Origin of the sequence: Nocardia sp. NBC_00403, from assembly GCF_036046055.1 — a bacterium.
Taxonomy (GTDB): Bacteria; Actinomycetota; Actinomycetes; order Mycobacteriales; family Mycobacteriaceae; genus Nocardia.
Window position 1 is genome coordinate 4,253,524 of sequence record NZ_CP107939.1, and the last position, 26,368, is coordinate 4,279,891.

Consider the following 26,368-nt stretch of genomic DNA (forward strand, 5'->3'; position numbering starts at 1 on the left):
CAGCGGCGCGAGATCGAGATTCTCCCAGGCGCCTCGCGGTCCGTGCGGATCGATGTGCGGCTGTTCGCCACCACTTGGTGGCTACGCGGCCAGTTCGAGCAGTGCTCTGAGAAACGGCACCTGCGCCGCAGCGTCGTCCGGGTGGCGCAGGGCGACGGCGGCCCGGACGTCCTCGATGAACGCCGGTCCCTCCGGGCGTTGCCGATGGTGCAGATAGGTGCCGAAATCATAATGCCCATCCAACAATTCGCTCACACGCGAGGCGAATTGCTGGACCACGCGGTCTTCAGCAGACAGGGTGGCGACGTCGAGACGTGCCTGCGCCTCCAGCGCTTGGTGCAGAAGCATCGGGGCGGCATCGGGCGGCGCGGCCATCATGTCCGCCACAATCGACGCGAACCATCGACCTACCTGATCCTCCGCAGACGACTGACCGGCGCCGTCACCATCACGCAGCTGGATGGCTGTCTGGTGCAGGTAAGGCCCGACGACGTCGTCCATTATGTACTCGTAGCCCCGTTGGCAACCGATATCGTCGAGGACGACGTCGGCTTCGAACCGCGCACGCAGATACTCCAGATCCTGAGCCTCCTGCGACCGAGAGCCCGGGAAGTGCAGACCGAATACCCCGTCTCGGGCGATCGAGTTCCAGTACTCCCGCTCGGCGTCCGTGAGCACCGGCGGCTTCATCAGGTCGCGGTCGAGGTCGAGCAACGGTCTCGTTGCCACCAGCGCGGTGTAGCAGTACTGCGGAAGTTCATCGAGGGATAGCGCGCGGGCGGCGCGGCCGATCGCGCTGGCCCGGTTCGTGGTGTCGCTTCCTCCCGACTGCTCCGGCGCCCCCACCGGCAAAGTACGGAATTTCCAGATCGGGATTTTCTCACCGGGCAACCGGAGCCTGTCTTGGGCGATCAGCAGTGGGCCCGGCGATGTATTGGAAAAGCCCATCAGCACTTCCGCTTCCAACGCGGCCGCCGTGAGCGCGCCGAGGGCCCCGAGACGAGGACCCTGCTCGGTGAGCCAGCTGCGCTCCCAGGCGTGCCGCTGCGGGCTCTCGCTCCAGGCGCGGCCGCTCAGCTCACCAGGCGCGGCCCTCGGCACCGAGGCCACGTATCGGAAGCCGGGCCGGCGTAGCAGCGCGGCCTCGGCCTCCCGGGCATCCGGCCGCTCGGCCTCGGGCCGAGTCGGCGTCTCATCTACCACCGCAGGAGTCGGTTCGACCTCGATAGACGTCGCCGCTCCATTAGCGGGCGTCTCCTGCGGAATTACCTGATCCGAAACGCCTTTCGGGCCGACCGGTTCCGCTGCTCGAATCGGTTCGCTATCGGACGTCGGCTGGGTGGGTTCGTGGTCGGGTGTTGGAGGGTCCTCGGTGGGTGGGCCTTGGATGTTGTGTGGGTGTTGGCTGTGCGCGCGGGCGCGCAGTGGTTGGGGGAGCGGGGTTGGTATGCCGTCTTCGTTCTTGAAGTAGGCGGCGAATCTTCTTTTGGGATTCTGGTTGGCGGGTTGCCACTTGTTCTGGCCGTGTTCGTCGCCGTCGTAGTTGCGTACTCGCGGGGTGTTGATGTCGGGGTTGTCGATGGCGGAGCTGATGTGGTTGAGGGTGATTCCGTGGGCGGTTTTGATGGAACGCGGGGCATTGGCGAGGATGTCGAAGACGAGGATTTGGCCTTCGACGTTGGTGATGAGGTAGCCGTGCGAGTTGGCGTCGTCCTCGTCGACGAGGACGACGGTGTCGATGCCGTTTCGTCGGGTGCGGACAATTTCGATGACTTCGGCGAGGCCGTCGTCGCCGGTCTGGATCGGTCGGAGTTGGGTGCCGAGGGCGGGTTCGACAGTTTTCCAGTTGTCCTCGGCTTTCCATCGGAGGTCTTTGTCGTCGGGTTCGGGTGCGTCGGGGTTGCCGCCGAGTGCTCGGAATATGCGGACGAGGTGGATCGCGCAGTTCCTGACAACGATGGGGTCTGGTGGGGTCGGTTGGTCGGGACCGGTGGGGTGAGGGTTGATGAGGTTGTTGTCGCCGTCGGTGGTGAATTCGGCGATGTATGCCTTTTTGATGTCGTGGGGGTAGGACTGTTGCCACTCCTCGCGGGTGCGGACGCGGGGGATGCGGTCGGGGTCATCGACGTCGGTGATTTCGGGGTCGGGGATGTTGGTATCGAAGATGACGACGTGGCCGCCGACGTTGGTGATGGTGTACGGGTGCAGGTTCTTGCTCTTGCCGTATTCGACGAAGACGACGACAGTGTCGATGTCGTTGTCGGGATCCTCGACGGCGTCGAGGATGTGGGCGAGGGGGGCGGCGGTGTCGGGGCCGAGGTGGGTTTCGATGAGTTGGTTGGCGATGGCGTCTCTGAGGTCAGTCCAGTTCTTTAGTCGTCGTTCAGTTTTGATTCCTTCGTTGAGGCCGAGCGCCCATAATGCTTCGGCTGTTTGGTTGATGGAGTTCAGCAGCTTCCGGGCTTTCTCGGGTTTGAAGACTCGCCGGAGGACGGACCAGGCGGTGATGGCGCCGACGCCCGCGGCGATAGCTGCGCTGCCAGGCTGGTTTCCCAATAGCGAGACTGCGCCACCGCCGACCAGGCTGCCCAGTCCGAACCCGGCCATGGACGTCTGGAGGCGCACGGCTCCCGCTCGTCCGCGTACTGCCTGCGGGGTCTTCTCGCGCGCGTAGGTGGTGATAGGTATGGCAGCCGAGCCGAGGATTGTCCAGCTGGCGCCTAGTGCCGCCGCGGTTATCCAGGGGTCGCTGGTGATTGCCATTGCCTGCACGACGGCGGCCCCGGCCAGGCTGGCCATTCTGGCATCGAGGAGCCTTTTGATCCGGACTTTTGCCAACAACTTGTAGATGCCGTTCCCTAGAACGGCCCCGGCTGGGACGAGCGTCGATACCACTCCGATCTGTGTACCCGTCATGCCGGAGTCGAGGAGCATTGTAGCGAACGGGATCGACTGCATTCCCAGATAGAAATTGTGGAGACTCAGGCCGTTGTTGATTCTTCGCGTCAGGGGATGGTCGTAGACCGCATGCCGGCCGGCGGTGACCGAAGTGGGCAGTTCTTTCCAGATACTTCCCTCTTTCCGTTCGGTCGGAAGATCGGGTACTCCCGACATTGACGCGACGTTCACGACGTTCGTGGCGAGATTGACGAGGGGGGGAAACGCAGCTCCGGCCGACAGCAGAATGGGCCCTAGTCCCCCGACAACTCGGGTGAAGTTCTGTTTGAGGTTATTGAAGCGAGTTAGTCCTGTTTTCGCATCGGCGGTCATCCAGGCGCTCACCTTGCCGGAAGCGCTTCCATAGATCAGGGAAAGGCCCGATTCCACTAACGTGGTCGCGACGAGTATGGGGACGGCGTATGAAGTTCCCGTCGCAAGGGCGACAGTCGCTGTGGCTGCTGTTACCGTCCCCACGATTGCGCTGCCTTTCATCAACTTCTTGGGGGAGAAGTAGTCGGTCAAATATCCCGCGATATTTGCGCCGAGAATGATTGGCACGGGGGTGAGCGCCGCAATGGCGCCCGCCAGACCCGGCCCGGCATTGTCTACCATCCAGATGCTCATCGCCGAGTTGAGGATCGCGAAGCCGATTTCGTTGAGGAACTCGGAGGCGAGTCGTATACCGACATTGAGGTCGGTGCGAATCACGCTCAGCAGTGATTTTTTTTCTCCGGATGGTGTGACACCGGAATTATGCCGCTCTGCGGCTGGCGACGGCGTGGGGTGCGCAGCAGGGCCCTGCGGGAGTTCCTGCCCGTCACCTGGTGGGAAACGGTGTGCAAGCATCTGGGGTGGCAGGCCTCGGCCGATATGCAGCGGGGCCACCGCCGTGTTGTGCTCATCTCGCATCGGACGCCCGGCGTCGTCCGCGCCTCGCAACAGCTCCGCGAATCGCGGATCCCATTGCAGCGCGTGCGCGCGCGGGTGCGCTTGGTGAGCTGCGGGTTCGGCGATAGGTGTTCCCGCAGTGGGCTGTGGAGTAGTTGGCTGCGCGGGAGTGCGCCCTTCGGCCGTGGCGTTGGTGGGGCCGGGTTCGGCAGCGGTGCCCGGCGCGGTGGCGAGCTGCGTTGGGTCCGATGATGGGATACCAGGCTGGGCATCAACCGACCTTGCCTGTCCGTCGTTTTCACCGGAACCGTGAGGCTCGCTCGGTCCTGCTGCGGAGCGTATCGCGCCTTGGCGCAGACTGGCCGCAGCCCGGTCGAGGCCAGCGGGGTGAGCATCTGGCGGTCGTGATTCGGCTACGGTGGATTGGATTCCGCGGTCGAAGCGCGCCTGCCATTCCTCCAACCCATGCAGGATCACCGTGTTGAGTTTGTCGAATAAATCAATCTCGAGGAATACCTCAGGATTCCCGGCGTGCCGCTGGCGCAGCTGCGTGACTTCCGTGCTCCACTCCTGCGGGGTCCGTCGATAGCGGTACTTGATGCCTAGGTCGTAGGCCATTTTGTCGCGAAGTAGCTCCAGTATTCGCTGTGCTTCGGCGGGCTGGACACTCGGCGGTGGAGCCTCGTCCTGCGCGTGGTTCTCGATCAGGTTGAAGATGCTCAGTACCTCGCTATACCAGCCGGGCACGCCCAAACAAGCATATTCCGATTCCGAGGCGATGATTCGCTGTCGGACCTCAGCTAGTTTCGCCTTCGGGACATTATGGGCACGCATCTTCGCGAAGCTGTCCGTACCGTCCATGAAATGATCCGAGAAGCCATTCCGCGGCCAAGTCAGTTGATACCCGTTTCCGAGATCGTAGGGCACCACAAGGAATCCGTACTGCTTGACGACATTTCCGCCTTCGTACCGGTCCCCGGGACGAACCAGCATGTCGCCGAGCCCGAGCGCCTGCCCACTCGGAGTGTGGAAAAGCGGGTTCAGCGGATTCGTTTCTTCCCGGGGGATGAAGTCGCCCGGTTTGTATTCCATGAGAATGACGCGTTTGCTGGGGCGCAGCACTTTCGGCATCAGCGCACCGGCATCGCTGAGGGTCCGCGCCCCCAACACCTCCGCGATGGCTTGTGCCTCCGTGCGGACAGACTTTTCGATCACCTTGTAGCCGTTTTTGTAAGTGATCAACACCACCGTTCTGGCCATCGTCGGGTTGCCTATGTCAGGTTTGAGGACCTTGCGCGAAAGCACCCCTGAGGCTTTCGCTTCCGCTACCTTCTCGGCGAACGGCCGCCCGTCGGTGAGGTCGTTCATCCAGAAAATGCGGTCGTGATCGCTGTCGACCGTCGGAAAGTAGTATCGGATGCCCGATTCAGGCTGGTCATGGACACCGGACACCGGTTCGACCGTCAGCTGGCCGCGCCCGTCGATATGAACCCGCCGATAGTCGATCGGAATTCCCTCCCGCACCGCCCATTCCCGGAGCTCAGGGTTCTGGTCCAGCAGCCGCTCCTGCCCGAGCAGCGGTGACATCACGACGATCCGCTCATTCCGCACCTTCCAGACGCCCTCGGCGACCATGATCGCGTCTTCGGTCGGAGGCAGCTCTCTAGCGGCGCGGATCGCCAACGCCTCGCGAACCTCGTGCAGATACTTGTGCGCTTCTTCGACAAGTGGTTTGAGGAATTTGAAGTGCCCGATTGCCGCGGGCATCGCCCGTTGTTCGCCGAGCAGACGGAACAGGCGATCGTCGAACACGAGCCCGCGCAGCAGCTCTTCGAGTCGAGCATCCTGTCGGTCCTCCAGGTTCCGGATCTCCTCCTCGAGTTGTTGGACGTCCTTCAGATGGAGGGCCGTGGTGTCCACGCCGAGATGCCGAAGCTTGCGCAACGCTTCGGCGACCATCTCCGCGACTGTGTTGTCGGCGGCATCGAGTGCCCGGCGCACGCTCGGCGGTAGCGCCGCGGATGTGGCGTCGGCAACGACCGGTGCGGTGTCGCCGTGATCAATACCCGAGACCTCGACCCGCGAAGGCGCGTGCTGCGGCGGAGTCGGCCGTGGCTCATGAGGCTCGTCACCCCGGCCGTTGCCGGTCGGCAGGTTCTGCGGAGCCGCCATGTCCCTCGGTGCGCTTGGTGTCGAGTGTGCGGCGGAATGGCGTGCATCGTGGTCTGCGGATGTGTCGTCCTGTGCTCGAACCGGTTCGGTCGGAACCCGCTGCCAAGGTGTCGGGATGGGCTCGGCGCCGCGATCCTGACTTTTGCCGGTCGGGGCTGGGTTGCCGGTCGCTCCCTTGGGCACTCGTCGCAGTGCCCAAGGCGAGGTGCCCTTCTGCTGCGGGGGCCGATTATCGAGGGTCCCGGGGTTATGAGGTTCCGGAGCGGGCGCATCGGATGGGTTGTGCGTTTCCTGCTCGGCCGATGCGCCGTTCGCCTCGGGAGCACGGTCAATGCCGTCGTGATCGGGGACCGAGGGTGTCGGGTCGATCGACTCCTCTTGCGGCGCAGCCACATTCGCGTCGCGCGGTAGCGGCACCCAGGCGGTTTGCGGCAATCGTCCTGCAGAGCTGATGGGAGGAGGTTCGGTAAGCTGCTGTTCCGGCGTGATCCCTGATTCTGCTGCCAACGCCGCAGTGTGGCGCTCATTGGCGACATAACGTTCGGCATACGCGCGGTCTCCGTCATCCGGAATTCGCTGTTCGGCCTCGGCTCGGATTTCCGCCGCGAGCGGGTCGGCGGCCTCCTTCGCATCGAAGTACCGGTGAAGCAGCTCCACCACGTCGTCATCGGGCCGACCACGGAACTCCGGCACCGGGTCCGGGTCGGTGACCGCGCGCTCGGTGGTCGGAACAGCCTCACCGTCGTTCGGCTCTGTTGGGGTACCGCTCGTTCCTGGAGCCTCGGGGGGCGGGCCTTCGAATTTGAGTGGGTGTCGGGGGAGGCGCAGGCGGTCGCGAAATCGTCGGACGATCGGTGTGAGTGTGTCGTCTTTGCTCGTGAAGTAGGAGACGAAGGCTTTGTCGATGTCCTGGTAGGCGGATTCCCATCTGTTTTCGTCGTTTTCGTCGTCGCTGTAGTACCGCACGTGGGGGCCGTCGCCGTCGATGAGGGTGTCGAAGACGAAGACGGTGTCTTCGACGTTGACGATGATGAAGCCGTGTGCCTTTTTACCTTTTTGGACGACGATGGCGGCGGTGTCGATGCCGTTTCGGCGGCGGCGGACGGTTTCGACGATGTCGGCGATGGCGCCATCGCCCTTGATTCTGTGCTGTCGGAGTTTGGTGCCGAGGATGGCTTCGGTGGGTTTGTAGTTTTTGTCGGATTGCCACGCGGGGTCGGTGTCGTCGGGTTTGCGCGCGGAGCTGTTGTGGTTGAGTGCGTAGAAGGTGCGGGAGAGTTGGATTGCGCATTCTTCGACGGCGGCAGGGAGAGGTAGGGATGCGCCGGACTCGGGGTGCTCGGTGGAACCGTCGCCGCTCGGCGGCAGCTCGCCTGCGCCTTTGCGTGTGAAAAACCCGAGTGCTGTGTACGCGAGGGCCGTTGTGCCGAGTATTCCGCCGTTTATCAAGCCTCCCCAATATCCACCGGCGGCCGTCAACAGATAGCTGCCGAATATGCCGCCGAGGATTCCACCTGCAGCGCTGAAACTCAGGAGGGTCGACCACGCGCCACCCTCGGCATTTTCAGGAACTTTGGCTTGCAGGTATCCGGCGAACGGGACGTTGTTGAGGTAACCGGTTGCGCCGGTGAGAGCCGAGGCCAACCAAAGGATCAACGGGTCTGTTGTGGTCGCGTATGCGGCCACAAGGCCCGCATACGCTGCCAACTGGGTGGGGTAGGTCCATTTAACGTTGGCGCGGTCGATCAAACTTTTCGGCATCAACAGGTGCGTCAACAAGGATCCGCTGACGATCCCCACGGAGAGTAGTACCATGACTGCCGCTGAAAAACCTCCCCCGTGGAGTAACTGAGCCAACTGAAACGAGGCAGTCTGGACGCCGAACAGCGCCGGAATGGCCAGCAAGAGGACGCCGCGCAGGTACGAGTCCTGCCACATAGCGCGGGCTCCATCGAAGAAACCGGCCTTCTCTTTCTTCTTCTCCTCCTCCTCGTCCTCGATCGTCGGAAGCATGGACAGCGCAAGCAGATTCACCAGCGAGGTCACAGTGCTGGTCAAGAACGGGAATACCGTTGAGATCCGTTCGAGTACCGGGACAACGGCCTTGCCGATTGCGCCGGCGACCGACCGTTCCACGATCCTGAGTTTGTTGGCAACTTTCTTCTCTTCTAGCGTGATAGCCAAATCTCTACCGTAAACATTGGCGCTCGAAGAGGCGAAAGCATCGAGGACCGCACCTACGACAGCCGCGCCCATGGCGACCGGCAGAGCGTGCGGCAGATCCCACAGGACCCAGCTGCCGACGCCGGCCATGACTGCAGCGCTGGTTGCCGACAACCATTGCAGCATGCGGCGGTTGTTGATCCGGTCCGCAAGCGGTCCGGACAAGAATTGCGAAATCACCGTGGCTGCTTGGGTCACGGCTGCCGTCAGGCCGATCGCCTGCAGCGACGCACCCATGTCGAGGAAAACCAGCGAGAGGGTCGATACCAAGCCGGCACTGCCTGCGCCGGCAGTGGCCGAGCCCCAGAACCTCAGGGTGAGGTTTCTGTGCTTTGGTCGCATTCTGGCGCGGATCCATTGGAGCCACGATTTCGCGGGTTCGTCTGGGTTCGCGGGTTGGTTGGACCCCTCGGCGGGTGGGCCGAGGATCTCGTGTTCTCGTTCTTCTTGGGTGGGGCCTTCGGGGTCTAGCTGGGGGAGTGCTTCGAGGTTGCCTTCGGAGGTTCTTCTGTATTCGCGGGTGAAGACGGCAACGGGCTTTTCAATATGGAGCTTTTCCCAGCCCTCGCGGTCGCGGACACGGGGTGTCGGCCGGTTGTTTTGCTTGCTTTCGGTTGCCGGGGTGGGTGGTTCTGGGATGTTGGTGTCGAAGATGAGGGTGGGGCCGCCGGGGGTGGTGGTGGCGGTGAAGCTGTGGGCGGTTTCACCGTCGTCGATGACGAAGACGATGGTGTCGATATCGTTGGTGGGGTCTTCGAGTTTGTCGAGGATGTGGGCGAGGGGATGGGTGCCGGGGGTTGTGGTTGCTGGTGGGTCGACTCTGGTAAAGCGGTTGTCGAGGCCTTTTTCGAGGTCTTTCCAGGTTTTGACGGTTGTGGTGGGGCGGGTGGTTTTGTCATAGCCGAGGGCCCAGGTGACATCGAGGGTTTGGTTGAGGCAGGTGCGGATGTAGTCGGCGACCTCGATGGTGGTGCCGCGGGTGTTCTGGACCACTGCCAATGGTTGGCTGCCCAGCTGCTCTTCCAACTGCGTGGCGAGGCGGAGGAAGATGGCGCGCTGCATCGTGTCGATGGCGTCCTCGGTGCGGCCCAACGCTTCCGCCGTCTGAGCGGGCGATTGTTCGAGCTGGAAGCGATGGTGGAGGACTTGCAGGTGTTCGGGCAGGAGTTGTTGGATGCAGTCCTGCAGCGCCTGTTGGTCGTTGCCCAGCGCGTACCCAACGATTGGCGGCAGATCCTCGACAATCGTGCTGCCGGCCAGCGCCGCTACCAATTCGGCGGTATCGAACGGGCTATGGGAAGGCTTATCGCCCGACACCGTCTCGATAGTGACATGCGCGTCCATGTCGGCTGTCGTCGGCCGCTGAGCTGGAGCACGGCGTGCGCGAAGCTGTTCGGCCACGTTTTGCACGGCACGGTATTCCCGCAACTCCAATGCACGCACGCCAATGCCGAGCGTCTCGGCGACTTCCTCCCCGGACCGGCCGTGTACGAAGCGCAGCCTGATGATCCGCCTGTGGTCGGGGTCGGTGAGTTTGCGCGCCGCTGCGTCGAGGATCTCAGGTGGGGTTCGGTTGACCAATTTCCGGTCGGGGCCCGCGCCGGCGCGACCCGCGGCATCACCGAGCAGTATGGCGGCGAGGCGTCGAATGCCCTTGCTGTAGTGGTTTCTGTGGTCTTTACCCAGCGCCTGCGCGACGACGTTCAGCGGCTGTTCGTGCAGTAGGCGTGCCGCTACGGCCGCGCGCTGCAAGTCACCGAGCTGCCTCAGGGCCGCGTTGAAGCTCTCCCTTTCCTTGCCCAGCGCGTGCATGACGACTTCTAACGGTTCATTTCCTGCCTCTGCCTCGAGCAATCGTGCTAGATGGAGCACGGCATCGCGCTGCAACACTTTGACCGCGCTTACGCTTCGCTCCAGAGCTTGTGCAGATTCGTTGACGGTCATGCCACGCCGGAAGCGCAGATTCAGGATTTGCCGCTGAGCTGGCGTGAGTTGATCGAGGCAGTCCGCCAGTGCCGACGGGTCGTCGGTCAGCGCTTCCCGCACAATAGGTGGCAACCGGTCGACGATGCTGCTGCGCGCCAACGCCGAAACGATCTGTGCTGCAGGCACTTGGGCATGCGGCGACGCACCGAGTTCGGAGATCGTCTCGAGCAGTTGCCGCAGACCCTCCCGCTCCAACCGCGTGACCACGCGCTGCTCCAAGCCCGCAATCCGCACTACCTGTGCGACTGGTCTCGTCCCGAAGCGCAACGCCAGCACTTCGCGTGTTTTCTCAGGCAGCCGCTCCAGGCCGCGCTGCAATGTTTCCGCTCCGGCCAGTGTCACGAGACCGCCGTGCATCCCTGCCGGTGTCTTGGCGCCCGCAGCGGTCACCAGCGCGCGACGGAGCCGATTGAAACCCAGGCCATATTGGGTGATCACGGTTTTGGTGATCGCGTCCAAACGCGTGTCGGCGGTGTCGGCGTCGAGAACCGGCGTGGTGGCCGCTCGGCTGAATATCTCGGCGGTGAGGTATTCGGCGGTCCACGGGTCGCCGACCACGTCGAGCACGTATCGGAATGTAGGAGTCGAATCCGGCACGAGGTCCAGCAGCACAACTACACCAGTGGGGTCGACCGACGGCGTGCCCTCCGACACCGATTGGGCGGGTTGGGGCGGTGTGGCCGATTCTGGTTCGCTGGCCGCATGCGTTTGCTCGGGTCCAATGCCGACAGGCTCATCCTGCTCGGGTGCCGAGGTGCCGATGGGTCCTTCGGGATAGTCGTTTCCGGCGGTTCCGGGGACAGGCTGGTTCGGGTCGAGCGGCGCTACCGGCAGACGGTCGCTGCCGTTTTCATCGGGTTGCGGTGCGGTTGGTGATTCTGGGGTGGCATCGGCCGGGTCCGTCGCCGGGGCAACTGGAGGCTCATCGGCGGCCAGGACCTGATCGGCCGGCACGGAGCCATCCGGAAGACTCGGTGGCGGGGTCTGCTGTGGTGCCGGGGATTCGGTTGCCGCTGGGTCGACCCAGCCCTTGGGGTTCGGCTTGTCCGGGTCGTTGTGGAAGGCGAGGTGCTGCCCTGGTAATGGGTTTTGCTTCTCGCGTGGCATGCGGGGACGGCGGACACGATTGCCGAGCGCGTCGACCTCGCCGAGGGATCCAGCCGCTGAACGCGCCGCGCCCGCAGCGGGGACACTGCTCCATGGCGTGGTGGCATTGACCGGCCCTGTGGTCTTCGCCTTGCTCCACGGTGATGCGTGGGCGGCGGACGATGTGGCCGCGCCATTCGATGCATCGTCACGTTCCGCTGTGCGACCTTGCGGGGTGCCCGACAACGAGGTCTGGCCGGACGCGGAGGGCGTTCCGGTGTTCGCCGCGGGCCACACCGGCTGTTGTGGTGCGTCGGGCACCGCGGGGGATCCGGACGTTTCCCGGAGGTCTTTCCATGACTGCTGTTGTGGAACCTCTTGTGCTGCAGGTGGTGTGGTGTTGTTCGGTTCCTGCCATGCCGGATCCTCCGGGAAGTGCTGCAGTTCTGATGGTGTGGTGGTGCTCGATTCAGGCCATGCCTGCTGTTGGGACGTGGAGGGCGCCTCGGTATTCGCTGTGGGCCACACCGGCTGTTGTGGTGCGTCGGGCAGTGCAGAGGTATCCAGGAGGTCTTGCCATGACTGGTGTTGCGGAACCTCGTGTGCCGCAGGTGGTGTGGTGTTGTTCGGTCCCTGCCTCGCCGGACCTTGCGGGAAGTGTTGGGGTTCGGTTGGTGTGGTGGTGCCCGATTCCGGCCACGCTTGTTCGTGCGGGGCGGGCGCCTGAGGACGCGAACCGGACGCGTCCAACTGTGCGATCAGCTCGCCGACCCGGTTGTGGGCGGCCTCGTACTCCGCCCGCGCATTCGCCAGCCGCTGTTCCCGCTCGGTAGCGGTGCTTCCCGGCTGCTCGACATAGCGCACTGCCTGCGCGGCCTCCAGATATGCTGCGGCCGCACGGAAGTTTTCGGTGAGGGCCTCGAGTCTCGCGCGTCCGATCTCTGCGTACGGATTTTCCAGAACGGCGATCAGGTCATCGAGTGCCGCGAAATTGTCTTGCAGCACGTAGAGACTGTCAGAATCCAGTGCGAGGCCGTCGGTGCTCTCACTTTCCGGAATCTCGGCGGCCCGTGACAGTTCCTCGCCGATCTGATCGGCGACCCTTCGCACCCTGTCGATTTCGATACCGTTCAACAGACCCGTGCGATTGGCCTCCGTGGGGTCACCATCTTGTACCGCACCAAGTTTCGATGTGGCCACCACAAAGCTACGAACGGACTCACTGAACCGGTCCCGCGCGTCCTGGATTATCTGTTCCCGCTCGACCCCGCTCGGCTCCGCCTGCCGCGCTTCCGCCTCGGCCACCGGGACATGCGCTGCCTTGTGAAGCCACTCTTCCACCGCGGAGGAGAAAGTCCGCAGCAGCTCGCGCCTGGCGTCGGAGATCTGCGAATTCGGTGTGCTCTCGGCGGTCAACTCCTCGGTCAGCAGCATCCGCGCGTGCTCGAGCAATGCGACTCGCTCCGCACCAGCCCGACCGAACATGGCGTTCGCGTGTTCTCTGGTGACGGCATCGAGCAGTGCGCGCAACCGGTCCTGATCACGCGAGGTGCGATACGGGTTCTCGGCCGTCGCGGGGTCGACTTCGTTCCTGGCGGACACCGCCTGGCCGGTGGGTTGGTGGTTGCCTTGCTGTGCCGCAGGGGTGGTGGGGGCCGTCAATGGCACTTCGCTACTGGTGGTTGAGGTCTCCGGGCCTGGTTGGGAAGTGCCGGGGGGTGTCGGGCCTGCGTTGGGCGGCAAGCTGCGCTGCTCGCTGCGGTTGTCGGCCGGCGAACGTGGGCCCTCATCGTCGTATCTAGCGGATGGCAGCTGCGTCCTCGGGTGGTCGTTCGACGGGACTGCCGCGTTCGTGATTTCGGTGGGGCCGGGTGGTGTCGCTTCGTTCCTGTGCTTTGCCGCCTCTGAGATCACATAGTCGCGGATCAGTGTTTGTGCTTGGGTCGGCAGTGCTCCATACCAGCCGTCCGAATTGAAAGCCTCGGCCAGCAGCTCGGCCGTAACGTGAATATGTTCCGCATTTTCATCACGGTTGAAGCTGTAGCCGCTGAGTTCGCGTATCAGCCAAGGTGTGATCTCGTCAAGAGTTTCGGGCCGATTGGTCCTGACGAATAGCTTGACCAGTTCAGGGCCGAGCCACTCCCAATCCGATTTCTCGCTCTCGATATAGAGCGCGTCATCCACGATGCCCTTACGCGCGGAAATATGACCGAGTTCATGTCCCATCAAATTTTTATAGGGCTTGTCGCGCGGACCGGAGAAAAATCCGGAGTCTACGGAATCTGCATTGAATTGACGGTACCCGTAGCTGTTTATTGCTACTTCTTCGTGTATTCTGATGATCTTCTTGCCCGATTCCATGGCTGCATGGGCACTTGCATCCTTGATCGGCGTGACTATGACTTCGTCGGGTAGGTCGTGTCCGGCCGCCGCCTTCGAGCGAAGTTCTTCGGCAATCTCTTGGACCGTTTCTAGTTCGATGTCCACCAGTTCGAAGCCGATGAGCTCGACATGGAGTTCGTTCGCGATCTCGGCGACGATCGAGGCCTTGGCACGCTGTTGCGCCAGCTCTGATTCGGTCACCGGGCCGGGGAAGGTGGACCTGTCTTTGCCATCGAACTCCCGAGCCAGGTCTACCGTCAGTTTGTGCAGCAATTGCTGGCCGGTGGTCGCGTTCGGCGCATCCTGCTCAACCTTCTCGAACGAGGTCGCCACCGCCTGGCGCAAGTCAAGGGTGCCGTCCTTGCGGATGCAATCGGCACCGAACTGTGTCGGTAGCCACGCCTCGAATCCGGGTTTCTCGCCATAGTGTTGCTGCAAGGTCCTGATTGCGCGGGCCGTGATCCGCCACTGGCTCGCGAATATCATTCCCTCGGCGTACGCCTTGAAGACGGCGGTACGTATGTCCGCATCGGAGATGGTCGTGCCGGAGTCGAGGCCGAAGCCTAATTCGATCGATTTCGCAGAAACGGACGAACTGTTTATTTGAAATGTTGCACGCCTGACCACGCCTTTGGTGTCGCCGAGTAAAGTAACACCGATTCTGGGCAGCCCTATGGGGTATCGGTCGAGCAGGTAATGGACGGTTTGAGTGACTATGTGGCCTCCCCGGGAGCTGATTTTGGCCAGTCCCGTGATCCGTGTCCCTGAATGCCTGCTTTCGAACTCATCGGCGACTTCGGCCGGGCTCTGATAGTGCCCAACGTTGGAGTAGGTCGCGGAATCCAGGTCCAGGAACCGCGTGATGGCCTCGACCAACTGTCCGATGCCCGACGATTCGGCTGCCTCCTCGCTCAGCCGTCGCAGCGCGGTCAGCGGATACTGGCTGTTCGTTCCGCCCAGCCGCAATCCGAACCGAGGCACACCGAGCAGCCGAGGCAGATCATCCTCCAGAGCGACGGTCTCGGCAAACAAATGCTCGTCCTCGACAATGCTGCGACCAGGTGACCGGAAGGCCGCATCGGCAACCATCCACTTGCCGATCCAGTGCGGAAGCTCCGCCAACCGCCGGCCTGTGCTGAGCGCCCGCCAGCCCTTATCGTCGAGACCACGCAGCTTGCTCCACACCTGAATCAACGCCCGCTGGAGTGAGTCGTCTGTCGACAACAGGTCCGCTTCGATCCCTAGTAACGCCGCCAGGTCCGCGCGCGCCTGATCGAGCTCGCTCGTGGTGAGCGCCTGATCGCCCTGCTGTGCCGCCGTCGGCTTCACCGAGCCCGACTCGGGCGGCACCGACTGGTTGGCGGGTGTCGCCTCGGCCGGAAGTGCATGGCGTGGTTGATCGCTGGGGCCGTCCTCGGTCGGCTGGGGTAGGTCGGGGTTCTCGATCTGCATCTCGAACCACAGGGTCTTACTGCCGTCACGCTCGAGGTCGACACCCCATGCCGAGGACAGAGACTCGAGCAATCCGATGCCTCGGCCGTGGGTCCCGTCGACCCGCACGCCCGCTTCGAATTGGGCCAGCTCGTCGCCCTCGAGGGCTTGATCGGTGACGGTGTTGGGGTCGCTTTCCGCCCGACGCTCCGGCAAACCGTCGCCGTCGTCGCCGATCTCGAACCGGAACACGTTGCCGGACCGGAATACTCGCACTCGGGCCTCGCTGCCCGGCGCGTGCAGATGAACGTTTCCTACGAAATCCGACAGCAGCACGATCGTTTCGTCGCACTGATCGATCGACCAACCGGTCTGTGTCAGGAATGCCGTCGACGCCCGCCGCACTGCCCGCACCCCTTGTGCGACAGCACCTGGCTCGAGCGTCTCTGTCACGCCGGGCTCTGGGGTAGCGCGCGATGGATCCCCGTAGTCATCCGTCTCGAAAAGCTTGAACCACACCGTCTTTCGACCGCTATGCGGTAGCTTCCAACCCCACGAATCGGCCCTGATGTCCAGCAGGTCGACGGCACTCCAGGCGCGATGGTCGTCGGTCTCGCGGGCGGGCAGATCTCGGCTGTCGTCGGTGACCTCGATCTGCACCCACCGGTTGCCCGGCTCTCCGAGGATGGTGCCGGAAATATCTGGGATGCCACCGTTATTGGCCCGCGCCTGTAGCGCGAGCTCCCATGCAGCACCGAGGGCCACGTCGAGATGTTCGGCTACCGGCCAGTCCGCCATCAACTCGTGAATGGGCTCGACGGCAGCCGCGATGTCCTCCAGACCGAGGAATCGTGTCGCGATCTCGACCAACTGCTTGATCGCGGGTGGTGCGTCCGGGTGCCTACTGATTTTCCGGAGCTCGTGGAGCGGATCGCTACTAGACCGGCCTGTCCATTCGGTTCCCGGCGCCTCCAGGCCGAGGGTTGTGGCGAGGCTTATGCCCAAAGCGGTTGTCTTGCTATGCCACTCGGCAAGTGAAATCGCCGACTTCCCCAGCTGCTGCGCCTCGGCTTCATGCGCGAGCCGTTCTGCCAACCACTCCGTCAGCGTGGCAAAGCTTGGAAGCGTCGGTAGGCGACGTCGGTGTGTGGCATCCAGGGACCGCAATTCTTCGTCGATGAGAACTAGTGCCTGCTCCACTTGCTGCGGTGTGTACGACTCGAGCAATGCGGCCACATCGATGTCGCCAGCGGCGGGATGCGGGTCTGCCGGAGTCTGCAGGTCGCCGTCCGGTTCGGCTGTTCGTCCTTGGTCGCGCTGATGCTGTGGAGCGCCGGCGCCCCACTCCGTGCCGTCGGGATTATGGTGGAATGCCATCGCCCACTCCGGCACGTCGCCGGGTACGTGGGATCCCCTCGCCTTGCCGCCTTGCGGCCCGGACAGCCCGAGGTCCGCCGCTAGGTTGGAGTCGTCGAAGGCCTGCGTGGGCACGGCGATTCCTGGACCGGTGGTTTCCGGTGCCGTCACCTGGGCTTTGCCGGTAATGGGTTGTTGTGCTTGTTGATTCGAGCTGACCGCTGGTTGGGCAGGGTTTCCGGATATGGGTTTGCCTGCGCTGCCGTCGGCGGTGATCAGCGGGCGCAGTGCAAGGTCTGGCTTGGTAGCCTGGACCGCGCCTGCCTCCTCGGAGTTGGATCCCGGTACCTGCTTCTGCGTGGGCTTTTTGTTTCGGTCGCTACCTGGGGCGGTGCCCTTGATCGGTGATTTAGCACCCGGTTCGGCCGTGGGTGTGCGACCGAACCACGGTGTGGCCGAGTTGCTTTCGGCGGTGTCTTCGTTCGGCGTCGGGGTGTCGGGGTGCTCGTTCGGCGCTGGGGTTGTCTGGTCGGCTTGTGTGGCGGGGGCGGAGTTCGCTGTCCGCGTCGCAGCGGGATTCGCAGGTGCGGAGTGCGATGCGGTCGGTGTGATGTTCGTGTCGGATGCTGCGGGGTCCTCGAGTCCGGCACGTGGTGCGGGTGCTGCGGCATCGTCGAGCGCGGCGCGCGGTGTGAGTGCTGGGGCGTCGTCGAGTGCAGCGCGTGATGTAGCTGTTGCGGGTTCGTCGAGTTCGGCGCGCGGTGCTGATGTTGTGGGTGTGTTGACCACACTGGCCGGGGCGTGTGCTTGCACCAGCTGGGTCAAACTGCTATACGTGGCGAGCTGGGGTTCGGTGAGCTCGTGGCCTTGCCGCAGCGCGTCTTGTGCGTCGGCGAAGTGTTCGACCTGGGCGTGCTCCAGGTGACCGAGGGCGTCCCACAACACATTTCGTTGCTTCTCGCCCAGCCAGTCGCCGAGTTCGCCGTTCTGCGGGACTTGCCATCCGTCGTGCTGCGCAGCACGGAACCCAGCCGCGTTGATCGCGTGCGCCAGCTGCTGCACCGGCGCTGCTGCTGTACCGTGCGCGGGATCCCAACCCAGCGTGGTGAATACGTGCTGGAGGGTCGCGGGACCCAATCGTTGCCGCAACGCTTGTGTCGCGGCCGGATGGCCCCCCTGCGCCTGCTGTAGCAGCGTGTGGGTGTCGTCGGTTTGCCACTTGTCGACTTTGCCGGAAAGTGGCTCCTGTTGACCGGCGGTGGCAGCGCTGAGAGCGCCACCGGACGATGTCTGGGGTAGCTGGTTGATGGGCGGTGGGTGCTTGGTTCGCTTGTCGTCGTCGGTCTGGTCCGGCGGTGGTGCGCGGGTGTTCGGGCCGGAGGTGTGATCGGCTGGGGCCGCGAGCTGCTGGTGTTTCGTGGCCGCCGCCTCTTGCAGCGGCTCGACCAGTGCGCGAAGATCGCTTTCGGCTCGGTTGAGGCGCGCGCGAGTGTTGGCACTGGGTGCGGCCTGATGCTCGGCGGCGGCTTGGGTGTACTCGTTGACGTACTTGATGACGTCTTGGCGCACGAGCGGGTTACTGGTGAGGGCGTAGAGGTTGTCGGTGGGGGAGGTGTAGTAGCGGACGCTGCCGGGGTCGCCGTTACGGGCGGCGCGGTTCTCGGCTTGGATGTCGATATCGCGGGACAGCGCGGAGCGGCCGGTGACCGCGACATGCAGGCCGCCGAGTTCACGAGTGACCACATCGATCGGGATGTCGACCCCGCGAGCGCCCTGCATATTGATGATCAGGACCTTGCCCTTGGTGCCTGCCGCGTCGAATATCTGTTGCAGGTTTTCCTCGGCGTGGATGCCTTGTTCGAGGAACCATTTCGCGTCCACCGCGACATGCTCGACTTTCACCATGCTCGACAGTTCGGCGACTATATCGTTGCGGTCGCACAGGATCAGCTGCGGGCGGCCGGTCTTCTGCATCTCCTTGATATCGGCGACGATAGTCTGCAACTTCGCGGCCTCGTCCTTCGAGATCGTGTCATCCATGACCTTCAGCTGCGACTCTTTGAAACGGTCTATTCCGGTGACATCGCTCCCGAGGAGCTCCTTGAGGCGGCCCGCGGAGCCGTGCGCGGTGCCTGAGGCTCCGGTGACCTTGTCATAGTTTTCCTGGCTGAACAGGCGTTGCGCGGTAATGGATTTCGAACTGTTCGGGTCATGGCGGATGGCCAGACCGTGTTTGGCTTCGATCGCTTGGGCCAGGCCGCCGTTCCATCGGCTCTCGGTGGAGGTTTCCGCATCGAACATCACCTTGTGGGTGGTCTGATCGATGATGAATATCCGTTCCTGCCCGTCGATTTCATGCCGAACGTAGTGCACGTTCTCGAGGTATTCCCATTTGGCGGCCGCTGCCAGGTTCAGCCGGCTCAGTTGCTCGGGAGTCAGTTCGCGGCCCAGTTGGAGCTCCAGCTTCTGGCGGCCGGTCTCCGTGAGATTCGCGGGCCCGCCGCGTTGCTCCGGCGTGCGCCCGAAATCGGAGGCGTCCAGGACGCCCTCCAGGGCTATTTTGAGGAAGTTGTGGGCGTCGTTAACCTGCGCGGCGACCTCGGGTGAGGCCAGCTTGCCTGCACCCTCGGACAGGAAGTATGTGGTGACGGCGTGCACGAGCGCCTCGTCGATCTCGTCGATCGCGGCACGACGGCCGGGTACCCAGTTCCCGCGCAGTGCGGCGAAACCCACATCCTGTTGGGTGCCGATGTAGATGGTGGGTTTACCCGGTGTGGGAGTTGGTGGCGCGGTGTCCGGGTTCATCCGCACGATCTCGAAACCGAGCGCGCCCAAAACCTGCTGGTATCTGATGTATTCGCGGTTGGCGAGGTTGTCTCGCGTGGTGATCACTTGCACCGCGCCATGTTCGATGGCGTCGCGTGCTGCGTGTGCCATGAAGACCAGCGATTTACCCTCGCCTGCGTCCATGTTCACGATGCTCTCGCGCATGGATATCGTCGCGGCGACCTGTGTCCAGCGCAGTACCTTGTCCTCGCCGCGTCGGATCACCTCGATCAGCGCCGCTGTCGCATCAGCCGGACTGCCGCGCAACATCTCGACGAGGGTTTCGTTGGAGGCGTTCACCAACCGTTGTGCCTCCGGGATATCCGGCCCCGAGCGCGCCGCATAATCCTTCAAGATGTCCTCGGCGATTTGCCGCATCTCATCGGGCGTCTGGGTGGTCGGATGTTCCCCATTCGGTTGCTCGCCCGACTGGTCGACAGGGGTGGTCGACTCCTCGGTCCCGGGTTTACCCGCCCGATCCGCAGCGTTCGCCGGATCCACTGGTGGTTCCGGCTCTGCGGTTCGTGGCTGCTGCCCGCTCCCGGTTTCGTCGGCCGGTTTGTGTTGATCGGATCGCGCCTCGGGGGCTACCGGGTGCTCGGAGGAGCCGTCGGTGTCGCGGTTCGTGCTGGAACGTCCCGCTTCCGAAGGGGGTGCGTCGCCCTCGGAATGTCCGGTCGGGCCCTTTGGTACCGGCTCCGAGACGACGGCGGGCGCGTCGGGACCCGCAGGGCCGTCGGAACTCTTTGCGGAGCCGGGTAGGTCGCGCGCCACGGCCAGGGGAGCGTCGATGGGATTGAGCTCTGGTGCGGGCCCGGAATTGTTCGCTTTCCATCCGGCGGGTTTTTGGGCCCAGCCCGCCTTTTCCGGGCCGAATGCAGACACCGCACCGGGATTCTTCGGCTGGTTGTGCGGTACCGATACGTCGAGCTTCGGTGGCGTGGCGTCGGCCTTGGCGGACACCGTCGCGCGGGATCCGGTTTGTGGTGCTCGGCCCGCCTCTGCGGCGACTTGGCGATCCTGGCCTCGTTGCGGCGACCCGGCCGGACTTTCCGAACGAGTACGAGCCGGACCCGCATCCGCAGGATGCGCGGCCGCGCCCTCGCCATGCCCCGCACCAGCGGGAACCGCCGAGGCGGCGGGGATCGGTTGCGGCAGTTCGCTGTTCGCATCGGCTTCGGCGGGATGTGCCCGTGGACCGTCGGCTGCTTCTGGCTCGACATGCTGCGGTGCGCCTGCGGAGTCGTCCGGTGCGGGAGTTTGCCGCTGGGCTGCTGATGGCGGGGCGGCCTGCTCGTCGACGTGGGTACCCGTGTTGACCGGTTCGTGGTCGGCGGAAGGCGGTTTCGGGCCACCGGCGGGCTCGGCAGTGGGATGCGCAGCGGGGGTCTCGGAATCGACCGGCGGGGCGGCGTTGGGCTCGGCCGCCGGGGCTCCCGGCTCGGCGTGCGCGGGACCCCGCTCGTCGACGTGGGTAGGCGCGTTGGCCGGTTCGTGGTCGGCTGGATGCGGTTTCGGACCAGCAGTTCCCTGCCCGGGACCGGGATGCTGAATCGGTTGCGCTGCGGGCTCATCGGGGTGCTGGCGCGCGCCGACGACGTTGTTGTCCGCGGGACTGCGCGGCGCACTGCTGACCACGGGGGGATCGGCGGGTTGTGCCGCGCCGAGGGTGTTGACCTCTGTGTGTAGGGCGCGGCCGTGGTCGGGCGCGTACACCGACTGGATCTGCGGCGCTTTGTTCGCGGGCAGCTGTTCGCCGCCAGGCTGCTGGATTTGCTCGGCACGGACCTGGTTGACGCCGTCGGGGAACACAGCGGCCGGATCCTTGGGCTTCCAGATACTGATGTTGTAGTCCTCGCGCGCGAACGACGCCGGTCGCGAGACCAGGTCGGTCGCGGGCTGGCGAAGCAGTGCCACGAGCTGGTCGATTTGCTGGTGGACCTCGGCCGGGTCGCCTCTGAGGATGCCGTGCTGGGCGAGAGCGTTGGTGAGCGCCTCGGTAAGCGGGCCGGGACGAGGGGCGACATGAGGGGCGGCTACAGCAGGTGTGCCGCCGGCGAGAGCGGTGGCGGCGAGAGCCCTGGCGGCGCGGGGGACGCCGGAAGGAGCGGTTACGGCTGGTGCGCGTCCGCCAGCGCGGATGTCGGCGGCGCCGTGTGCGGCGCCGCCGAGGAGAGCGCCGGTAACGGCAGGCAGCAGGGTCTCACCGATGGCGTCGAGAGTGACCTCTTGGCCGGAGGCCACTATCGATGTGTAGGCGCCGGCGATGCCGCCGACGAGTCCGCCGGAAACCGCGACGACTACCGTGCCGCCGAGTTGGTAGGCGACCCGTCCGGCGGTGCTACTGGCGCCCTCGGCCAGTGCGACCGTTTTCGGGACAATCAGCTCGCCGAACTGCTTGGCCGCGGCCCCGCCTGCGGCACCGCCGAAAAAGCCGGCAAGCGTAGAGACCAAGGCGGACTGCTTGTCGAACTTCGGGCGATTGCCTGCGAATTCCTGAACGATTTGCAGACCGATGTTGAGGCCACCGAGCTGCGCGGCGCCCCAGAACCCCGATTTGACCGCCAGCACGAGTGTGCTGCGTTGGGCGGTGGACTTCGCGGCCTGCGCGGCGAGGAGTTCGATGAACTTCTGTCTGGCGATCTGCAACGCCGTTTGCGTTGCCGCACGGTCGATCTGCATCTCGACCACCGCGACCCCGGGGGCGAAGGCGAATAGCACCGCGGCGCGGGCGAACTGCCACACCAGAAACACCGCGAACCCGATGACCGTCCACTTCTGCAGTTCGGTGCTGTTCGCACTCTCGTACAGTTGTTCGGCAAGTGAGTCGTTGCACTCGGCTTGAGCACGAAACTTCGCAGCCAGATCCCGATGATTCTGGGCTGCCGCGTCACCCGCTTTCCCGCGGACGGTGGTTTCCGCCTTCTCGGCCAGGGCGTCCTGGTACTCGGCGGCTGCGCGGCATTGCTCAGCAACGTCCGACCAATAGTCGGCCGCAGCGCGCGTTGAGGTTTCATCGCCGCGCGGGTAATGCCCTGCCACACACTCCATTACCGGAGGTGGCAGCCACGGCGGTAACTCCAGGCCCATCTACAGCCCGACCCCGTAACACCACATCTAGACAGGAACTCCCGTGCTCTCCGCCGTCCACCGACTTACCATCACCAATTCTTATCGACACCTGCGCGGACGGCCTCGGGAGTACTGCCGTCAGTGGGAAGATCCGCTCCAGCGACCCTGCCGGCCGTGTGACGAGATCACTTCTCGTCGCTGCGGAAGAAGGCGCGAACCTCGTGGATGCTGGGAGCCTCGGGCAGGATGTCGGGGAGGTCCGGTACCCCATCGCTCTCGGTGCCTGCCGAAGCTGCCAGCTGTTCGTGCTGTGCGCGGGCGCTGCGGGCGGCTTCCTGGACTGCGGCGACGATGATGTCGGCGAGCTGCTCAGGGGTTTTGCGCAGAGCGGACGCGCTGAGCGTCAGGTCGGTAAGCACGCCGCTGGCATCGACGACTGCCTCGACCGATTGGTCCGGCGAGTTCGCTTGCACACGAACGGCTTCCATCTGCCGGAACATCTCGGCCAGCCGGGGGCGCTGTTGTTCGAAGGTATCGAGGAAGTGCTCCATCTGGTTGCGCAAACCATTGTTGGCCGAGCGCAGGCCTTCTTGCTTCCATCGGTCCATGCCGATCTCCATCCTGAACAACCGTGCCCTGCACCTGGATTCGGTTCCCACCCAACTCTCACGCGTCCGCGCTGGATGCCCTTGCCATCGTCACCAGCAGCCGATGCAGGACCTTCTGGGGGGCGCGGGCAGCTTCGTCATCCAACTCGACGGCGGCGAAAGCCTCCGCAAGTGCAGGAGCGGGCGCGAACACACTGTGGTGGAAGCAGTTGTCGCTCAAGTCGCTACGCCACCGCTTATAACCGCTGACCACCCGCGCCAGCGTGTCGCCTTCACCGCCACGTACACGCAGATATTCGGTGATGAGCGCACGCTGGGCCTCGGTGCGAGCGCGGAATCCGCCGGAAATGTCGAGCACACCGCCGAGTGCGCGCACGATCGTCGCGTACATCGGTCGCTCGGAGTGGACGGGGTCGGTCGACTGTGATGTCGCGACAGCAGGTGCGGCCAGCAGGAGGGGATCCGCGGCGGCCGCCGTGTCCAGCACGATCCATGGCATCGGGTCGCTGGATTCCGCTGTCGTGCTGCGGTTTTCCACACGCGACGGCGCACCGGCAAGGTGGGTGATCTCAATTCCGCACAGCGGCAGGGTATAGCGGCCGAGCACGTGGTCGAGGGCTGTCGCCATCTGCTGCACCGTGTGCTCGTGAAGTCCAGCATCCTCGAATCCGCGGATCTCGAGGTGGTGCTCGGCCGCCATCTCGCGCGCGATCCGCATCGCCTCGATGCTGCTCGTTCGCGGTTGCGGCGTTGAGCGTTTCGGTGTGGCGCGTGGGCGCTGCTGGGCCGCGGGCTTGTCGGCTCCCGGTCGCGGGGTCGGGCGTCGCGGCGGGGAGACGCGCGGGGGAGTGTCGTTCTGCGGCGGAGTGGCAGGGGACGACGCAGCCTGCGACGGCGCGGCTGGGGACTTCGACCAGGGACTGCTCGCGGCGTTCCCGGACCAAGGTGTGCCCGTCGGCGTCCCAGCAGTCCGCCTCGCTGGTCCGGATTCGTTGGTGGACACCGGATTCAGGGGAGCCCCGTTGGTGGGCTTCACGGCGGGGGAATTCGGAGCCGGGGCCGCATTGGCGGTGTTGGGTGGGGCTGTTGCTGTGGCGGGGTCGGTCGCTTCGGCGCGTGGTTGCGGTGCGTCGGGCCCACCGTTACCGCTCGTGTCCTGGCCGGGTGTCTCGGAACCGGCCTGCGGGCTCGACTGCGGGTCCGAGGACTGTGGGTCGAAGGATCGTGCGGGTGCGGACGGGGATGATGAGTACGGGGACTGTGTGTGGGAGGACTGCCCGGGGCTGTCCGGCGCGGCTGCGCCGCCGGCGTACGGACGATACCCGGTGTCGGGGCCGGCCGGCGCAGGCCAAGCCGGTTGCGATACCGGACTCTGATAGCCACCCAGACGGGATACGTCGAGATCTCCAGTGCTCAGGGGCAAGTTCGTGCTGTTGATGTGGTGCGCACCGCCGATGTCACCCTGGTCGAAAGCGTGGGCCGCGTCGGCGAACTGGCGCTCCATCGCGTGCAACGCAGCGACCAGGTTCTCCATGCCTTCCATCGCCTGTTCGGCACCGGGAACATACGACTCCGCGAATATCTTTCCTGGCTCATCGTCACCCCAGAACTCACCTTTGAGCCTGAGGTCCGCCTTCAGTTCTGCCATCATCCGGGCCGTCTCGGCGGCGATTTGATTCAGCTCTGCCGACGAGGCTCGCATTGCGTCCAGATCGACCCAAAGCGATTCGCTCACGCCGATCTCCTCGTTGCTGTGCGGTGATCACGTCTGCTCGCCGGGGTGGTGGTGAGCTCGATGATCAGTGCGTTGATGCGCCGCGAAATTCTACCGCCGCGCAGACCGCCGCCTTCCATCCTTGGGAAGGCGGCTGTGGCCGACGCTGATCGGGTCCGAGTTGGGGTCGGCCGGATCTCGAGCCGATGGCACGGCAAGGGATTCGGCTCCGACCGTGCCCATCAGATGCGGCGGCGGGCGGTATCAGTCCTGTTTGTTCATCTCCAGAGTCGCTGATAAGGCATGGGCCGCAGAGCTTCGCGCATATCCTGATCGATGAGAATTGTCGCCAGTCCCATGGCGCACGCTGCCATCGCAAAAGCGTGCGCCGCTATGGAGTCGGCTCGGTAGTGCATCGGCGGCCAACCCGGAAAGTGGACTGTGACATGGCATGGCATGGCATTACTTCGGTTGGGGCGGGGCGGTGAGGCGAGGACTTCTCTGCACTGCGATGGTCTCAGCGGCCGGTATTCGCCTGTCGCGCACTGGTATCCGGCTTGTTGCGGATGGAATCTGTCCGGTGATCACCTGGCGGTGGAACTGCCCCAGGTCGCGGATCGCGGCTCGGGCGTCGGCGAGCAGGTCCGAGCCGATGTGGTGGACATGCGGTGCGCGATCCCAGATCTGCAGTTGTACGGGGACGTTGGCTCGGGCGCAGCGTCGGGTCAGTATCTCGGCGTCCGGTAGCAGGCATTCGGTGGAGCCGACCTGGATCAGGACCGGTGGTAGGTCGGTGAAGTCGTGATTGACCGACGACCATGTCGGGTCGAGTTCGCCATCGATGGCAAAGCCTTGCCGCACTATTGTTTCCAGAACCCGGGTGGGTAGGTAGGAATCGCGGTGCCGGTTGGGGTGGGCGTTGCGGGTTGTCGAGTCGAAGTCGGCCCATGGTGCGATCGCGGAGATGCCGCCTGGCATCGGCAACCCACGCTCCCGGGTGGCCAGCGCGAGCCGGAAGGCGAGCCCGCCACCGGCCGAGTCGCCGGACACGATGACGCGCTCGGGTTGGAAGCCCTGCGCGAGCAGGTACTTATACGACTCGACCGCGTCGTCGAGAGTCTCGGTGAAGTGCGCGTCGGGTAGCTGTCGATAGTCGACATTGAATGCGGGCATCCGGCTGGCTCGCCCGATCTTGGCGACGAGGCGTCGATGGGTATTCAGGCCGCCGCTGATGTACCCACCGCCGTGGAAGTACAGCAGCGCCTTGTCTTGCCGTTGGCGTGGGTCGGCCAGGTCGTCGTGCCATATCCATTCGGCGCGGAACTTTTCCAACTGAACGGTCCGACGTTTGGTGCCGTTCGGGGGGACGAGCACAGCGGCCGGTAGATCGATGAGGCGGCCGAGCCGCAGCATCTGCTCGAGCTGGCTGTAGCCGCCTATCCGCGCCAGTGTTGCCAACCCGAATCCGACCGTGCCACGCAGCAGTGGTTGGGCGATTCGGGTTCCGATACTTGCCCGGTTGGATCGTTCGACGATCGGTGCCGCCGCTTCGCGGTGCGGTTTCGACCGCGCGATAGCAGTGGCCATCACGGTTCTCCAGTCGGCGCCGCCCGGGGAAAACTCGGCTTCGAAATCGGGCATAGGCGCTAAGTACACCGTTTCGCCGACGGCGCAGCTAGGAACA

Annotated in this window: 5 protein-coding genes; 1 reads left to right on the forward strand and 4 read right to left on the reverse strand. The window is 64.4% G+C overall.

Features of this window, described 5'->3' with window-relative positions:
* Nucleotides 1-81: 81 nt before the first annotated feature.
* The 3 genes from OHQ90_RS18930 to OHQ90_RS18940 all read right to left on the reverse strand — a co-directional run bounded on the left by OHQ90_RS18930 (nucleotide 82) and on the right by OHQ90_RS18940 (nucleotide 23,688).
* Complete coding sequence (locus OHQ90_RS18930; RefSeq protein WP_328412289.1) at nucleotides 82-22,332, reverse strand: MFS transporter; 22,251 nt, start codon at nucleotides 22,330-22,332, stop codon at nucleotides 82-84.
* 215 nt (nucleotides 22,333-22,547) lie between these two features.
* A complete protein-coding gene (locus OHQ90_RS18935; RefSeq protein WP_328412291.1) occupies nucleotides 22,548-22,970 on the reverse strand; it encodes a YbaB/EbfC family nucleoid-associated protein in 423 nt (140 codons plus the stop codon).
* 58 nt (nucleotides 22,971-23,028) lie between these two features.
* Complete coding sequence (locus OHQ90_RS18940) at nucleotides 23,029-23,688, reverse strand: hypothetical protein (protein WP_328412293.1); 660 nt, start codon at nucleotides 23,686-23,688, stop codon at nucleotides 23,029-23,031.
* A gap of 723 nt (nucleotides 23,689-24,411) precedes the next feature.
* On the opposite strand from OHQ90_RS18940, the gene OHQ90_RS18945 reads away from it, so the two are divergent.
* A complete protein-coding gene (locus OHQ90_RS18945) occupies nucleotides 24,412-24,732 on the forward strand; it encodes a hypothetical protein (RefSeq protein ID WP_328412295.1) in 321 nt (106 codons plus the stop codon).
* Between the two features lie 414 nt (nucleotides 24,733-25,146).
* Here the strand turns inward: OHQ90_RS18945 and OHQ90_RS18950 are convergent, their stop codons facing one another.
* Complete coding sequence (locus OHQ90_RS18950) at nucleotides 25,147-26,325, reverse strand: alpha/beta hydrolase (RefSeq protein ID WP_328412297.1); 1,179 nt, start codon at nucleotides 26,323-26,325, stop codon at nucleotides 25,147-25,149.
* Nucleotides 26,326-26,368 lie beyond the last annotated feature (43 nt).